General features: G+C 32.8%; 20 protein-coding genes and 1 pseudogene. 14 read left to right on the top strand and 7 right to left on the bottom strand.

All coding sequences use genetic code 11. The features are described 5' to 3' along the window. Window positions 1–31 precede the first annotated feature (31 nt). The 5 genes from ACWCL1_RS05160 to ACWCL1_RS05140 all read left to right on the top strand — a co-directional run bounded on the left by ACWCL1_RS05160 (window position 32) and on the right by ACWCL1_RS05140 (window position 5,260). A complete protein-coding gene (locus ACWCL1_RS05160) occupies window positions 32–2,893 on the top strand; it encodes a DEAD/DEAH box helicase (protein ID WP_454545846.1) in 2,862 nt (953 codons plus the stop codon). 219 nt (window positions 2,894–3,112) lie between these two features. Further along, window positions 3,113–3,307, top strand: a complete 195-nt coding sequence (locus ACWCL1_RS05155; RefSeq protein WP_454545845.1) for a helix-turn-helix domain-containing protein — start codon at window positions 3,113–3,115, stop codon at window positions 3,305–3,307. Window positions 3,308–3,618: 311 nt separating this feature from the next. Further along, complete coding sequence (locus tag ACWCL1_RS05150; protein ID WP_454545844.1) at window positions 3,619–3,789, top strand: hypothetical protein; 171 nt, start codon at window positions 3,619–3,621, stop codon at window positions 3,787–3,789. 127 nt (window positions 3,790–3,916) lie between these two features. Beyond that, window positions 3,917–4,735, top strand: coding sequence for an SDR family NAD(P)-dependent oxidoreductase (locus tag ACWCL1_RS05145; RefSeq protein ID WP_454545843.1), 819 nt, complete (start codon window positions 3,917–3,919; stop codon window positions 4,733–4,735). Window positions 4,736–4,756: 21 nt separating this feature from the next. Then, complete coding sequence (locus tag ACWCL1_RS05140; protein WP_454545842.1) at window positions 4,757–5,260, top strand: YbhB/YbcL family Raf kinase inhibitor-like protein; 504 nt, start codon at window positions 4,757–4,759, stop codon at window positions 5,258–5,260. A 174-nt stretch (window positions 5,261–5,434) separates the two neighbouring features. Here ACWCL1_RS05140 and ACWCL1_RS05135 read toward each other — a convergent pair whose 3' ends face one another. From ACWCL1_RS05135 to ACWCL1_RS05115, 5 genes and pseudogenes are all read right to left on the bottom strand, one after another. Next, window positions 5,435–5,662 carry a hypothetical protein gene (locus ACWCL1_RS05135; protein ID WP_454545841.1) on the bottom strand — a complete coding sequence of 76 codons (228 nt, stop codon included), beginning with the start codon at window positions 5,660–5,662 and terminating at the stop codon, window positions 5,435–5,437. A 69-nt stretch (window positions 5,663–5,731) separates the two neighbouring features. Further along, window positions 5,732–6,688 (bottom strand): annotated as a pseudogene (locus ACWCL1_RS05130) (amino acid permease); the annotation flags it as partial. Between the two features lie 60 nt (window positions 6,689–6,748). Continuing rightward, entirely contained in the window at window positions 6,749–7,837 is a 1,089-nt protein-coding gene (locus ACWCL1_RS05125; RefSeq protein ID WP_454545840.1) for a site-specific integrase, read from the bottom strand. Between the two features lie 71 nt (window positions 7,838–7,908). Then, window positions 7,909–8,634 (bottom strand): hypothetical protein, encoded by a 726-nt coding sequence (locus ACWCL1_RS05120; protein ID WP_454545839.1) that lies wholly within the window; start codon window positions 8,632–8,634, stop codon window positions 7,909–7,911. Between the two features lie 63 nt (window positions 8,635–8,697). Continuing rightward, window positions 8,698–9,372: a LexA family transcriptional regulator gene (locus ACWCL1_RS05115; protein WP_454545838.1), complete on the bottom strand. Its 675-nt coding sequence runs from the start codon at window positions 9,370–9,372 to the stop codon at window positions 8,698–8,700. A 165-nt stretch (window positions 9,373–9,537) separates the two neighbouring features. On the opposite strand from ACWCL1_RS05115, the gene ACWCL1_RS05110 reads away from it, so the two are divergent. Genes ACWCL1_RS05110 through ACWCL1_RS05085 form a run of 6 tightly spaced genes read left to right on the top strand, consistent with a single transcriptional unit; the run spans window position 9,538 to window position 11,539 of the window. After that, window positions 9,538–9,765, top strand: a complete 228-nt coding sequence (locus ACWCL1_RS05110) for a hypothetical protein (protein ID WP_454545837.1) — start codon at window positions 9,538–9,540, stop codon at window positions 9,763–9,765. 30 nt (window positions 9,766–9,795) lie between these two features. After that, window positions 9,796–10,518, top strand: coding sequence for a Rha family transcriptional regulator (locus ACWCL1_RS05105; protein WP_454545836.1), 723 nt, complete (start codon window positions 9,796–9,798; stop codon window positions 10,516–10,518). Window positions 10,519–10,531: 13 nt separating this feature from the next. Further along, complete coding sequence (locus ACWCL1_RS05100; RefSeq protein ID WP_454545835.1) at window positions 10,532–10,750, top strand: hypothetical protein; 219 nt, start codon at window positions 10,532–10,534, stop codon at window positions 10,748–10,750. A gap of 11 nt (window positions 10,751–10,761) precedes the next feature. Next, window positions 10,762–11,127, top strand: coding sequence for a hypothetical protein (locus ACWCL1_RS05095; RefSeq protein ID WP_454545834.1), 366 nt, complete (start codon window positions 10,762–10,764; stop codon window positions 11,125–11,127). A gap of 14 nt (window positions 11,128–11,141) precedes the next feature. Next, on the top strand, window positions 11,142–11,369 hold the full coding sequence (locus tag ACWCL1_RS05090; protein WP_454545833.1) for a hypothetical protein: 228 nt from the start codon (window positions 11,142–11,144) through the stop codon (window positions 11,367–11,369). A 14-nt stretch (window positions 11,370–11,383) separates the two neighbouring features. Beyond that, entirely contained in the window at window positions 11,384–11,539 is a 156-nt protein-coding gene (locus tag ACWCL1_RS05085) for a hypothetical protein (protein ID WP_454545832.1), read from the top strand. Here ACWCL1_RS05085 and ACWCL1_RS05080 read toward each other — a convergent pair. Both ACWCL1_RS05080 and ACWCL1_RS05075 read right to left on the bottom strand, forming a co-directional pair. Beyond that, window positions 11,536–11,739: a hypothetical protein gene (locus tag ACWCL1_RS05080; protein ID WP_454545831.1), complete on the bottom strand. Its 204-nt coding sequence runs from the start codon at window positions 11,737–11,739 to the stop codon at window positions 11,536–11,538. The two genes, ACWCL1_RS05085 and ACWCL1_RS05080, sit on opposite strands and share 4 nt — an antisense overlap. Before the next feature lie 141 nt (window positions 11,740–11,880). Beyond that, the gene (locus ACWCL1_RS05075) at window positions 11,881–12,237 is read right to left on the bottom strand and encodes a DUF2513 domain-containing protein (protein ID WP_454545830.1); all 357 of its coding nucleotides are present in this window, start codon (window positions 12,235–12,237) and stop codon (window positions 11,881–11,883) included. A 56-nt stretch (window positions 12,238–12,293) separates the two neighbouring features. On the opposite strand from ACWCL1_RS05075, the gene ACWCL1_RS05070 reads away from it, so the two are divergent. From ACWCL1_RS05070 to ACWCL1_RS05060, 3 genes are all read left to right on the top strand, one after another. Then, complete coding sequence (locus ACWCL1_RS05070; protein ID WP_454545829.1) at window positions 12,294–12,566, top strand: hypothetical protein; 273 nt, start codon at window positions 12,294–12,296, stop codon at window positions 12,564–12,566. A 294-nt stretch (window positions 12,567–12,860) separates the two neighbouring features. Then, window positions 12,861–13,052 carry a hypothetical protein gene (locus tag ACWCL1_RS05065; protein WP_454545828.1) on the top strand — a complete coding sequence of 64 codons (192 nt, stop codon included), beginning with the start codon at window positions 12,861–12,863 and terminating at the stop codon, window positions 13,050–13,052. A 3-nt stretch (window positions 13,053–13,055) separates the two neighbouring features. Beyond that, window positions 13,056–13,568 carry a host-nuclease inhibitor Gam family protein gene (locus ACWCL1_RS05060; RefSeq protein ID WP_454545827.1) on the top strand — a complete coding sequence of 171 codons (513 nt, stop codon included), beginning with the start codon at window positions 13,056–13,058 and terminating at the stop codon, window positions 13,566–13,568.

Genomic DNA, 13,568 nt, shown 5'->3' with positions numbered 1-13,568 from the left:
CAATTTTAGGAAGACGATTAAAGAGAAAATAATGGAAAAAGAATACTTTAATAACTTTTTACAACATAGTTTAATTAACCAAGACATTACTACTGAAAATCAATTTTTAGAACCAAAATTAATTACTAATAATAAAAATAATACATTATGGGAACATTTAAAATTTGAATTACTTCATTGTAAATCATTTACTTGGACAGTAGCTTTTATTACTGCAGATATGCTTGTGCCATTAAAGGCAATTATGCAAGATTTAATCTCCAAAAATGTACATGGAACCATTATTACAGGAACTTATTTAGGATTTAATTCTCCTACAATTTTTCAGGAACTATTAAAGTTGCCTAATGTTGAAATTAAAATTTCACAAGATGAAGGATTCCATCCTAAAGGATATCTTTTTAAGTATGATCATTATCAAACTGCATACATCGGAAGTGCCAATTTTACCCGAAATGCACTCTTGAAGAATGTAGAATGGAATATGCGAATTACTTCACTAAATAATGGAGCTTTTCTTGCAAAATTAACTCAAGAAATTGAAGATATTACTGAACGCACTGAATCACTTTCTTTAAAATGGATTCATGACTATGAAAGAAATTATCAAAAGCCTTTGTTACAAACGTCATCTTCTCGTTCTTCAAAGCAAGCAATTAAACCTAATAAAATGCAGTTCGCTGCTTTAAATGAACTAAGTCATTTATATCAAAATCATGCTAAAAAGGCACTAGTTGTTTCTGCAACTGGTACAGGAAAAACGTACTTAGCTGCATTTTGGGCAAAGAAATTTAAACCAAAAAAATTTTTATTTCTCGTTCATCGAGAACAAATTTTGCAAAAAGCAAAGCAAAGTTTCCAGAAAATTATTCAAAAACCAAATACAGACTTTGGAATATTAAGTGGTCAACACCATAATACTCATGCTAAATATGTTTTTGCGACAGTCCAAACACTTTCACAAAATCAAACTTTAAATCAGTTTGATCCTGCTGAATTTGACTTAATCATTATTGATGAAGCTCACCATGCAAGTGCAACGAGTTATCAAAAAATTATGCAATACTTTACTCCAAAATTTTATTTAGGAATGACCGCTACACCTGAAAGAATGGATGAACAAAATATCTTTGAACTTTTTGATTATAATTTAGCATATGAAATTCGTTTAAGAGATGCTTTAGATGCAAAAATGCTTTGTCCTTTTCATTATGTCGGAGTGAGTGATTTTGAATACCAAAACCAAATTATTGACGAATTAACTCCGCTCAAATATTTAACATCTGATCAACGAGTAAACTATATTCTTGATGAACTTAATTACTATACCGATTCATCAATGGACATTCATGGACTTATTTTTTGTAGTCGAACCAAAGAAGCTGAAAAACTTGCTGAAATATTCAATCAGCATCATCATCCTGCCAAAGCATTAACTAATAATTCATCTGCAAAATTTCGTCAAAAAGTTGTTCAAGAACTTGAAAAGGGAAAAATTGAATATATTATCACCATTGATTTATTTAATGAAGGAATTGATATTCCATGTTTAAATCAAATTATTATGCTTAGAAACACTCAATCTAGTACTATTTTTACTCAACAACTAGGACGAGGATTGCGAAAATATCCTGGTAAAGACTTTGTTACAATCATTGATTTTATTGGTAATTACAAAAATAATTACTTAATTCCGATTGCCTTATATGGCAACACTAACATGCAAAAAGATGATATCAAAAAAGATTTACTTACACATACTGTAATTGATATTTCAACGATCAACTTCACAAAAATTGCTCAGAAACGCATTTTAGATTCACTTGAAAAGATTAAATTAAATTCATTAATGACTCTTAAAAATGCATATATTAACTTATCAAATAAATTAGGCAAAGTACCTACATTACTTGATTTTGAAAAATATAGTGATATTTCTGCATCCTTATTTATTGAAAATCAACGTTTAGATAACTATGCTAAATTTCTTTTAAAAATGAATGTTGAAGTTGAATTATCATCTTATCAGCAACAAGTTTTAACTTTCATTACTAAAGAATTAGCAAATGGAAAGCGGGTACAAGAATTACTATTATTACTTTACTTAATTAAGCATCAAACTATTTCATTTAATGAATTTCATGCCTTATTAAAGGAAAGAAGAATTTACTTCAATCATGATTTAATGGAATCAATTATTAGTGTTTTATCACTACAATTTTTTGATGTTAAAGCGGGTAAAACTACACGTAAAGCACTATATGGAGACACTTCTTTAATTGAATATAATTTATTTGAAATTTCATTAAGTTCAAAATTTCAAACTGCATTACATGATGCAGCATTTAAGGCATTAGTTCTTGATACATTACAAACGGGATTACTTTTAAATCAAAAATATGATAACTCAGCATTATTTACCAAGTATCAAAAATATTCTCGCAAAGATGTTTGCCGCTTATTGAATTGGCCTAAAGATGTTAGTGCACCATTGTATGGTTACCGGGTAACTGATACAGTTTGTCCAATCTTCATTACATTAAAAAAAGATGATCTAAAGAAAAGGAATGCACGCTATCAAAATAATATTAGTGCTAATTCAATTATTAAGTGGTATACACGTAGTCCACGGCATTTGTCTTCACCTGAAGTACAAAAACTTTTAGCAGGAGTTGATCAAGGAAATCCTCAAGTTAAAATTTATCTTTTTATAAAGTCAAGTGATTCTGAGGGAAAAGACTTCACCTATGTTGGAACTGGTCATATTTTACCGCATTCTGCTAAAGAAATTTCTCTTACTGACTATAAAGGTAAAGCTAAATCAACAGTTGAAATGCAAATTAAAATTGATCCACCGCTAGTTTTAAGTGAAATTCAAGAGTTATTTGAATAAGAAAACTTATTTATTAATACAGCTTTTATATTGCGTAACATCTATAATAAAAAAATTATCGTAATTAAAAGTATTTTTGATTGATTATCTCTAAGTTTTCATTCATAATATTCTATATAGTAGGGGTATAATTTAAGGGAAATTCAAACAAGCATGCTTGTTTGGGATTCAACTATAAAGTTTGTGGAAATTCACAGTTAATTTGGAAAGGGGTATATAATGAGGCTTGGAAAAAATTTAAAAGCTGCACGTATTAACTGCGAGTTAACTCAAGAAGAAGTATCTAAAACGCTTTATGTATCTCAACAAACTATTTCTAATTGGGAGAAAGAAATCAGTACTCCCGATATCAATAATTTAATTAAAATAAGTGAGTTATACCATGTTTCGATTGAAAGTTTGCTAAAAGAATAGCATTCTTTCTTCAAAACACAATGTGAATTCTTACAAACTTCAAGGGATTTAAGAGGTTGTAACATATTAGATGTAGTATGTTACAACCTCATTTTTGTATATCCATAATTAACTTTTTAATATAAAATGATCACTTGCAAATCTTTTTTGTATTGATTAGCTTTTAATATACATTATTTAAAATAAATGTTAAAACAGTTATATAAACTAGAAGATATTCTAGATTTGAAGGGCAAGTAAGTAGTTTTTTCAACATAATGGGGAACTTTTTTAATTGTTACTTTCAGGTTTTTATAGAAAGAGTGATTGAAATGTGGTTAATGATAGGATGTCAATCAGGTAAGGTTTACTTAAAGGCTAATACAAAAGCTGAATTGAACCAACTAGCAATTACAAAATATAAAAGAACAGATAACGCAACAACTCGGTTTCGGCAAGAATTATATCCCGAACCAATGCGTTATATGAGAGCTACACATTAAATTTAATCATTAATGAGATGATGTTTTTTTAGCATCATCTCATTTTTTGTATATGTGTTTTATTTTAATTTATATATTACAAGTGTTATATTAACTTACGTAATATCAATTGAAAGAGATGATTTGTATGAGTCAAAATATTATTAAAAATCGCTTCAAAGATAAAGTCATCATCATTACTGGAGCTGCTGGAGGGATTGGTAAAGCAACTGCAATTCGCGCTGCCAAAGAAGGAGCAAAGTTAATTTTAGCTGATAAAAAAGAAGAAATGAGTCACGAAACATTAGCTGAAATTCAAAATATTACACCAAATGTTAGGTTTATGGTCGCTGATTTAACCAAAGAAGAAAATTGTAAAAAATTGGTTGATTTAGCTGTTGATACTTTTGGCACTATTGATATATTAGTAAACAATGCTGGAATTACTGGAACACCTGCACCAGTTGATCAAATGCCACCTTCAATGTTTAAATTGGTAATTGAAACTAATATTTTTATTGCATATTACATGTCTCACTATGCAATTCCTGTGATGAAGCAAAATGACGAAGGGGCCGTTATTAATGTTGCTTCTGTTGCTGGATTAACAGGATTCCCTGGACATAGTGCTTATGTTACTTCCAAACACGGACTTAACGGATTAACTCGTAATATGGCATTAGATTATGCTAGCGATCATATTAGAGTAAATTCAGTTAATCCTGGTACCACAGCAACTCCAATGTTAGATGAAGCTATGGAATTTTTGAAAAATAAGCGCCAAAAAGCAGCTCAAAATGGCGATGAAAGTGGTCAAGAAATTGTTTCTGGAAAAACAACTTCTCCTCAAAATCGAGTTGCCCGTGCAGATGAAGTTGCAGATGTGATTTTATTCCTAGCTTCAGATGAGGCAAGTAATATGACCGGCGTATTTGTTCCCGTTGATGGTGGATTTACTGCATTTTAATTAAGAAAAGGGTGAGAAAAAATGAAAATAGAAGTTCCATTAAAAAGGGGTTTTTTGCCTGATAAGTATGGTGCAAAAACAGCTCCAGAGTTTCAGTTAGATGATCATCCAATTGTTTCATTTCCACTTGTTATTGAAGATGCTCCACTAAATACTCAAACTTATGCACTTACTTTAGTTGATTTTGATGCAATTCCTGTATGTGGTTTTGCTTGGATTCACTGGACTGCCGCAAATATTCCAGTTGAATTAAATCATTTACCTGAAAATGCTAGTCAAGAACTACATAACTTTATTCAAGGTAAAAATAGTGCTGCGGGAGCACTAGTAAATGGACCAACTGAGATTTCTCAAGGATATATTGGTCCTAAGCCACCTGAAGGAGTACATAATTATACTCTTTCAGTTTATGCACTAGATACCGCATTACCATTGGATAATGGTTTTTGGATGAATGAATTATTAGATGTAATGCAAGGTCATGTTTTAGCAAAAGCAAAAATTCAATTGCCATATGAATTATAAAAAAAGAGGCTGTGACGTAAGTCCAGCCTCTATTTCTATATCCATATAATCGTGCTCCAAAACAAACGGGCATGCCTGTAAGTTCAACCCCCTCCGAATCTTTACTACGTGATTCGTTCGGATTTTTTCTTACAGCATACTCGTTTCTAGTGTTTTGTCACAACTTCTTTTTATTTATTCAAAATCATCTTCAGTAGCTGTAATTTTTACAATTTTTAAATTGTACTTTTTAGCTAACTTTACGGGAGAATACTTTCCATCTTTGTCACCATCAAAATCCATAAATGGCTTGGCGTCCATCCAAAAATCACTGTACGTTAACTTTTCATTTCCTACTTCTCCAGTTATGTTACTAACATAACCTTGATTTCCTTTAAGAACAAATACACTATCTAAATTCATTACTCAAATCTCCTTTATTAGTTTATCTTAATTGTAGATAACTATGCTTAGTTATCCAAACAATCTTACTTATTTTTTTGTATACTCTTTTTTACCAATCAAAGCAATTAATCCTAACCCAATGATTGTAATTGCTAAAATATACCACCAACGCATTGCTAAATCAGTTCCACCAAGGTAAAAACTACTAATCATTGCAACTAATAAAACACTAAGCATTCCAAACCATTGAAGTTTAGTAAATGCTTCTCCGATTTTACTGCGTTGTTCTCTTCGCGTAATATAAGGCATAATAGCACCTAAGCCAATTAAAACAATAATAGAAATAATATTAATTACCAATTCATACCACCATGTATCCGAAAACATCGCTACGTCTTGAGGAGCTATTCCTAAAATAGTAGCAGTTGCTGTAACAATTAACATCCACCAGCCAACAGTTAAAGCAAATTTTCTATTTTTTATAAATACATAAGCAGAAGATAATTGTTTTTCGTTTTGGCGAACCTTTATAAATGCATAGAAAATCCAACATGTTACTCCTGGAGATACAATTCCATTTAAGTTAAGCAACCAATTAAAAATGTCATTCATATCAGGGAGAAAAATTCCTAATCCAATAATAAAAGCACTTAAGAAACAAGTTAAAAGATAACCATTAATAGGAAGTCCATTAGCATTTGTTTTTCTTAAAACCTTAGGCATATATTTAGAACCGGTATCTGAAATTAAAATTCGAGTCATTGCATCAAGTAAAACTGCAAGAAGGGCACATAAGTAAAAAACTTCAGTCCAAGCAAAACAATACATAAAGAAATTACCTACATGAAATTCTTGTCCTAAAGCTTGAAATGCATAATATGACCCATTCATTTTTAAGTCATTTGGTAAATTATGAGCATTAAAGAATACTCCCATTGAAAATGAACCAAAGATTGTTAAAAATGCTGTCATTACCGCAAGCATAATCATCGCTTTAGGGAAATCAGATTTAGGTTTCTTCATTCTAGTAACAAATGTATATATAGCTTATAATCGTTGATATATAAAGATTTATTAGAAAACAACCCACGAAGTAACCCACATTTACTCAAAATATCGATCTAGCAAATCGACCACTTCATTTGTTTTATCTTTGGTTATATGAGTGTAGATATCTAATGTAACGTCCACATTAGTATGACCTAATCGTTTCTGAACCTGTTTAATGTTTGCTCCAGCTTCAAATAATAAACTAGCGTGAGTGTGTCTGAAACCATGTATTCTGATTTGTTTCAACTCTTTATGTTTGTTGTAGAAGTTCCGTAGTTGCGTTCTAGGATACCAATAAGGAGTATATCCACCTTTATATTTAAACAAAATGCCATTGTGCTTTGATAATATATTGGCGCACTCATTATTGAATGAAACCTCTCTAATCGAACTTTGCGTCTTAGGCGCAGTAATAAAAGTCTCTTTAGTCCGCTCGTCATAGGCTACAGTATGACGCACTTTAATAATTTTGTGAGTATAATCTATATCATCATCAGTCAGCGCTAACAATTCCCCAATTCTCAACCCGGTAAAAGCTAGAAGGTAACAAACATCATATATGTATTGGTTGTCTTTTTTGGCTGCTGCTAAAAATTGTTTTAATTCTTTCTTTGAATAAAAATTAAAATCATGTTTATTAGTCTTAATAGGCGGATATTCTACTTTATCAAAAATGTTGCTGTCAATAAGTCCTAGTCGATAAGCATAATTAAACGCTTGCCTTAAAACGTTTATATATACACGATAAGAAGCTGGGTGGTTGTCGGATAATTCGTTTATTAATTGCTGCAAGTCGTAAGGTTTTACGGATTTTATTTTATTTTGCCCAAAGTGATTTCTAAAAAGTCGGTTATAATTGTTGAGGTTTCGAGCGTAAGTTTGTGGTTTAACTTTCTTTTTATAAGACACCAAATAATCATCAACTACATCATTAATCGTTAAGTTGTTATTTCCAGCATTCCAACCATTGACGTTATATTCAGCTTTAACAGCGTCTAAAGCTAACTTTGCCTCACGTTTTGTTTTAAAACCTTGACGTGATGTTTCAATCCGTTTTCCAGTTACTGGATCCAGTCCTAAATACACCTTAAACCTATATCTCACTTCGTTTTTTGCGTTTTTATATTTAATAAACTGTGCCATTTTATATCCTTTCTGGAATATACGTTCGATTAATGTGTTAAATAATAACCCTCCGAAGAGGGTCAGAATAATTATTCGGCTTGTAATTTTACGCCTTGTAGAGTAGAGTTGATAACTTCTCCATTATGTAATTGAACAGTTACAGATGTTACTTGTCCAGCGTCGCTATCTTCGCTTGTTCCTAAAATTTCATTAATATCGCCATTGGTAGATGAAAAATTACCACTTCCTGCAGTAGCGACAACTTTGTAACGTCCAGGTTTAATATCTTTACCTACAACCCATTGTCCCGCTGTTAATTGAGTTAAGTATTCTCTAGATGTAACAGGAGTAAAACTCGTTTGGTTAATGCCAGATATTTTAATTTTTGTTCCCTTTTTAAGATTTGTAGTATATGAATCAACTTGTCCCATATCGTTATCAACTTGTTGACCCAAAATTACATTAATATCGCCGCTTTCTGACGTTAAATTACCGCTACCACTAGCGGCTTTGATTACATAGCGTCCAGGCTTAATTTGATCTCCAACCGTATATTCTCCAGCTCCTAAAGTAACAGCTTGCCCAGTTTCTTCTTTTGAAGTTTTTTCTGAGTTTTCGTCAGTTTTTGCGTCAGAACTTTTTTGCTCGGTTTTTGCTGAACTATCAGATGAGCTACTATCGGATTCGCTGCCGCCAAATGCTGCAATGGCAATGATTGCAATGATTAACCAAAACCACCATTTTTTATAGAAAGGTTTTTTCTCCTTTACTGTATATGTTTTACCATTTTCGTCTTTAATGGTTTTTTTCGACATGAGTATCACTCTCCCAAATATATTTCCTAGCTTTTAACGTCATCAAGATTTGGACTATCGGAATTATTTTAAAATAACTTTACCAATACATTCAACATCTTCTGCCGGATAAACCATATCTTTATATTTATCGTTAACAGAAACTAATCTTACTTTATCTTTTTCACGATAAACCTTCTTACAAGTTACACCTTCATCTTTAATGCGTACAATCATAACTTGACCGTCTGTGTCCGGTGTAGGTTGGTAGTGAATAAACTGTTGTGAACCTTTAGGCAACAAAGGCTCCATACTATCACCAGCAATCGTGATAACTTCATCAGCACCCCGTGGAATTTCATCGCGATTTACTACCAAGTGCTGTTCTTCGCTATCTTGCGTTTCTCCACAAAGCGGATTACCCGCAGCAGTTGCACGACCAACTGTAATTGATTTTCCATTTTGTTCATCTAATTGTCGTTTTGCAAAATCATATACTTTGTTTTGGCGTGGTGTTGAAAGTTCCATAACAGTTTCTTTTATTTTATCTACTATATTAGTAGGCAATTTATGATCTGGGTCAATAATTTCTAAAGGACTCATTTTTAACGCTTTGGCGAGAGCCACTATTTTATCTCTACCCATATTCTTTATTGCGCCGGCTTCCCATTTTCTAACGGTTGATTTTCCGACACCAACTTTTTCGCCGACTTCTTCTAATGTTAAATGCAATTCTAAACGTCTATCTCTAATGTTCATTTGTTCACCTCTTCTCGTTATGGTTATATTATAGTACAAAAGTGTTAAAAAAGACACAAAAAAATCATTTTTACAAAAAAAGTGTCTTTTTGTGCATTTTTTTATTGACATCATTTTTTTATGGTGTATACTTGAAAGTGTCCTAAAGGAAACGAGGTGATAAAAATGGACTCAAATAAAATTATGGGGCTAATCAGAATGAAAGGTTTAAGAGTTACTGATTTGCTCAATAAAATGGAAGACGAAGGCGTTGAGATGTCTAAGTCAACTTTTTATAAAACAATTCGTGGTGAGAGACAAATTAACGCTGCTGAAATAAGAGCAATGTCAAAAGCTATGAACTTGTCACAAGATGAGGTAATGGATATTTTTTTTAAAGAATTAGTGTCCTAAAAGACACAGAATTAGAAAGAAGGATGTCAGATGACAGAATTAGTAATTATGAAAAATCAACAAGCAGTAACAACAAGTTTGAGAGTGGCAGAAAGTTTTGGACGGAAACACAAGAATGTTGTTCAAGCAATCGATAATCTACTTAGTACGGCTGAAAATTCAGCCCTACTAAAAATGTTTGTTCAAAGCGAGTACCGAGCAAGCAATGGCAAACACAATAAGATGTACTACATGAATCGAGATGGATTCACATTATTAGTAATGGGGTTCACAGGCAAACGAGCAATGGATTTCAAACTAAAATACATTGAAGCATTTAACGAAATGGAAAAAGCGATTAAATTGCAACAAGCATTACCACAGACTCCAGAAGGTCGGATTAATTTATTACTTCAAGCAAGTTCGCATATGGATGAACGCCTTGAAACAGCTGAACAAGAAATTGAAGATATTAAAAACCGCATGGGGTTACCGGGAAATTTAGTCGCTAAGTTCCGTAAAGCACGCAACAAGAAAGTAATCAATTTAGTTGGCGGTAAAGATAGCAACGCTTATCAAAATAAACCGCTTGTTCGTAAGATTTACCGAGCAATGTTTGATGTATTCAGAGATCAATTTGAGGTAGAACGATACGCTGATGTTCCGATGGCACAATTCGATGAAGCAATGAGTTTTGTGCATAACTGGTATTTGCCTTTCGAATTGCAAACGGAAGTGCAAAAAGCAAATGCACAAACAGAATTAACTATTTAAGGAGGTACACACAGTGATTGAATATGACAACGTAAAAGAGGCTTTGAAAGCGTTGATTGAATTGGCAGAAAGCGAAAGAATTTGCACTTACGCGAAAGGGAACATTCAAATGCTAGCTTCTCAAGAGGATGTTTTGGAAATGTTCAGAGAAAGAGCATATAACATCGCTGATTTATTGGGTATGGAAGATTTGTACTTAAAAGATATTAAAACTAGAAGAGATCAATTATAGGAGACTTGATTATGGATTTTGAAAACGAAGAAATTGTAACAATGACACGTTCTGAATTAAGGAAAATGATTTATGAAGAAGCCAAAAAGGTTGCTGATGAAAGAACGACAGGTAATGAACTTTCTAAAAAAATAAACGAATTTTGCGATGAGGTTTCAAGTAAACATATCGTAAGACCTCACACATACCAATGTAATAGAACCGATGTTTACTCTGGTAATCCAGAATACATCAGAGAAGCAGTAACCCGTTGTATTAGATTGGTTTTGAACATGCCTAAAGGAAAACGCATTGCAGAGCTTGGCTTTGATGATGCTCAAAAGGGAATGGAAATTCTAGATACAATCAAAGAACTTTACGACAAGTTCAACGATTAGAAAGGGAAACAGCTATGTCTTACAGATCGGAATTAGATAAAGCCGAAACGGTTGAAGAATGCCAACATCTTTACGAAGAAGAGATGAAGCGGCGTTACAACAAATATAAAAAACAAGGTCTTGCCGATCCGTTCGGGCAATGTATCTGCGATGACGCCAGCGTATTTTTTAAAGCCGAACACAGAGCGGTGCAACTTTTCGGCGAAAGAGAATATGACACTTGGATCAAGAGCAAGTATTAGAAAGGAAGATTTAAATGGCTAAATACATTGCGGTAGTGACTTATGAATTACAAGCGGAAGAAATACAAGGATTCATTCAAAAGTTGTCTACCAAAAAAATGACAAGTATTAACATTGCAAAAAAAGAAGAACCAACAACACTGTCAGCTCTTCTTAGAAATGAAAATTAATTCATTTTCTTGAGATGAGAGTAAAAAATATCAACCATATCGTTAACATTTTTAGTTGAAATTTTATTGAATACGCTCCCGCCGCCGTTTAAACCATTCATGTCATTTAAAACGGGGTGCATAGGTTTTTTTAAAGCGGATAAAGCGTTCAAGTAACTACATGTTAATTCAACGGCAAGTTCTTTATCGTTTTTGCTCATAATCTCACCTCCTTTCATAAGGAGATAACTAAATTATATCAGACGAATTTAAATGAAATTAGAGGAATCAATAAAAAAAGTCAGCAAATATAAAAAGTGCTGACTCTGCAATTCTTTATTGCAATTGGGAAGTTAAATCGGCTAACTAACCGCTTTCTTAGCTGAAATTCTAATTAAGTTTACCGAGACCGGCTTTCCAAGAGCTTTGATTTCATCTTTAACTTTTTTCCAAACGGCATCAGATTTTATTTGGGCATAAAGTTGTTGACCGGATAAAGTCATTTGACCTAAAAAATATAACGAAATATTACCGTTGTTTTTCCAGTTCAAATCAACATGCGCAAGTTTTTCTTCACTGATGACTTGAATTGTGTATTCAATTTCATCTTTTGAATATTTTTCGGTAATTTCTTTTGGAAGTGAATTTAAAAATTGCCCCATGGGTAATTTTGCAATCTCGGAAAGAATATCACGTAAACAATCTGGATTAAGTTCCATGTTAACACCTTCTTTCGTAAGTAGATAAACAAATTATAACAGAAAGGGAATTAGCTATGGTTTTAGAACTGTTTAGTGAAAGCGCAAAAAATGAGCTTACTAGCGAAATAATAGAGCTTCTCCAGGCTTTGAAAAAGTCTGTGGAAGCTGAAGAAAAAGACCGTTGGATGAAACAATACCAAGCGTGTGAGTACATTAAAGTGAGTCCTGCAATTTTTAAAAAACTTAGAGAAAGCGGCGAAATTAAACCAGTTCACATTGATGGTCATAGCATAAACAGGTATGACCGTAGATTGCTAGATCGTTTCATGGAAAGTCATCAACTTTAGGAGGTTACTGCATGAGAATGTGTAGAAAAATTGAAACAGCGTTAATTGGATCAGCGATCTTTGCTGGTTTAATCTCGCCGAAATTATGTGCTGGATTATGGATTGTTTATTTGAGCGTAATGGTAATACATTGTATCGCTAATAAAAAATACGCCCAAGAATGGGCGCATTACATCTTCAAATGAACAAATTCGGCACATTAAGAGGGGCTTAACGCCCGAAAATGCTAACAAATAAAAAAGAAACTTTTTTAAGTTTACCTCTTATTTGTTAGCTAGTCAAGAGGAGGATTAAATGAACACAACATACATTGAAACGTACCGTAAAGGTTTATATAACTGGGCACACGAAGCCTATAAGTTAGACCCACAAGGGACGATTGGTTTATTGAACACATTAACGAAATTAAACACAAACAAACAAATGGTACAGGCGGCTGATCAGGCGTTGTTTGTATACAGTGGGAAATACATGAAAGGGATGTAAATTATGAGTGAAATTTTAGAAAAACAAAATGAACAATTTGATGAAAGATTTGTTGTTGACGATCCGAGTAAGGCTGATTGGGCATTACGGAAGTTATCAGATGTCCGAAAGCAAATAAATGAGATTAAACAACGAGCAGAAGTTGAGAAAAAACGGATTTTAGACTGGGAAACAACAGAATTGCAAAAGTTGGGTGAAAGTGAAGAATACTTCGAATCACTTTTGAACGAGTTTATGAATGCTAATTTAGTGGATGATCCTAAATTTAAATTCAGTAGTCCATATGGAAAGATTAGTGTTTCTCATCGCAAAAAATGGACTCACGATGATAAGCAATTAATCAAGAAGTTTGAAGGAACTGATTTCGTTACAAACACACCGAAACTTCGTTGGGGCGATTTGAAAAAGCAAATGAAAGTCGTCAATGGCAAAGCAGTTCTGAAAGAGACCGGAGAATTAGTTGACGGTATTGTGGTTGATGAAACCGAAACAATTAACATCAAGACGGAGGGTTAA

It is taken from the genome of Ligilactobacillus sp. LYQ135, from assembly GCF_053711055.1.
Note: the sequence above shows the minus strand (reverse complement) of the source record. Positions and strands in the feature narration are given on the sequence as shown.

Coding starts and splice junctions, on each gene's coding strand:
- ACWCL1_RS05145 (WP_454545843.1), top strand. CDS start 3,917: ATGAGTCAAAATATTATTAAAAATCGCTTCAAAGATAAAGTCATCATC.
- ACWCL1_RS05155 (WP_454545845.1), top strand. CDS start 3,113: ATGAGGCTTGGAAAAAATTTAAAAGCTGCACGTATTAACTGCGAGTTA.
- ACWCL1_RS05095 (WP_454545834.1), top strand. CDS start 10,762: ATGGATTTTGAAAACGAAGAAATTGTAACAATGACACGTTCTGAATTA.
- ACWCL1_RS05105 (WP_454545836.1), top strand. CDS start 9,796: ATGACAGAATTAGTAATTATGAAAAATCAACAAGCAGTAACAACAAGT.
- ACWCL1_RS05085 (WP_454545832.1), top strand. CDS start 11,384: ATGGCTAAATACATTGCGGTAGTGACTTATGAATTACAAGCGGAAGAA.
- ACWCL1_RS05080 (WP_454545831.1), bottom strand. CDS start 11,739: ATGAGCAAAAACGATAAAGAACTTGCCGTTGAATTAACATGTAGTTAC.
- ACWCL1_RS05120 (WP_454545839.1), bottom strand. CDS start 8,634: ATGTCGAAAAAAACCATTAAAGACGAAAATGGTAAAACATATACAGTA.
- ACWCL1_RS05065 (WP_454545828.1), top strand. CDS start 12,861: ATGAACACAACATACATTGAAACGTACCGTAAAGGTTTATATAACTGG.
- ACWCL1_RS05150 (WP_454545844.1), top strand. CDS start 3,619: ATGTGGTTAATGATAGGATGTCAATCAGGTAAGGTTTACTTAAAGGCT.
- ACWCL1_RS05135 (WP_454545841.1), bottom strand. CDS start 5,662: ATGAATTTAGATAGTGTATTTGTTCTTAAAGGAAATCAAGGTTATGTT.
- ACWCL1_RS05070 (WP_454545829.1), top strand. CDS start 12,294: ATGGTTTTAGAACTGTTTAGTGAAAGCGCAAAAAATGAGCTTACTAGC.
- ACWCL1_RS05110 (WP_454545837.1), top strand. CDS start 9,538: ATGGACTCAAATAAAATTATGGGGCTAATCAGAATGAAAGGTTTAAGA.
- ACWCL1_RS05075 (WP_454545830.1), bottom strand. CDS start 12,237: ATGGAACTTAATCCAGATTGTTTACGTGATATTCTTTCCGAGATTGCA.
- ACWCL1_RS05115 (WP_454545838.1), bottom strand. CDS start 9,372: ATGAACATTAGAGATAGACGTTTAGAATTGCATTTAACATTAGAAGAA.
- ACWCL1_RS05060 (WP_454545827.1), top strand. CDS start 13,056: ATGAGTGAAATTTTAGAAAAACAAAATGAACAATTTGATGAAAGATTT.
- ACWCL1_RS05160 (WP_454545846.1), top strand. CDS start 32: ATGGAAAAAGAATACTTTAATAACTTTTTACAACATAGTTTAATTAAC.
- ACWCL1_RS05140 (WP_454545842.1), top strand. CDS start 4,757: ATGAAAATAGAAGTTCCATTAAAAAGGGGTTTTTTGCCTGATAAGTAT.
- ACWCL1_RS05090 (WP_454545833.1), top strand. CDS start 11,142: ATGTCTTACAGATCGGAATTAGATAAAGCCGAAACGGTTGAAGAATGC.
- ACWCL1_RS05125 (WP_454545840.1), bottom strand. CDS start 7,837: ATGGCACAGTTTATTAAATATAAAAACGCAAAAAACGAAGTGAGATAT.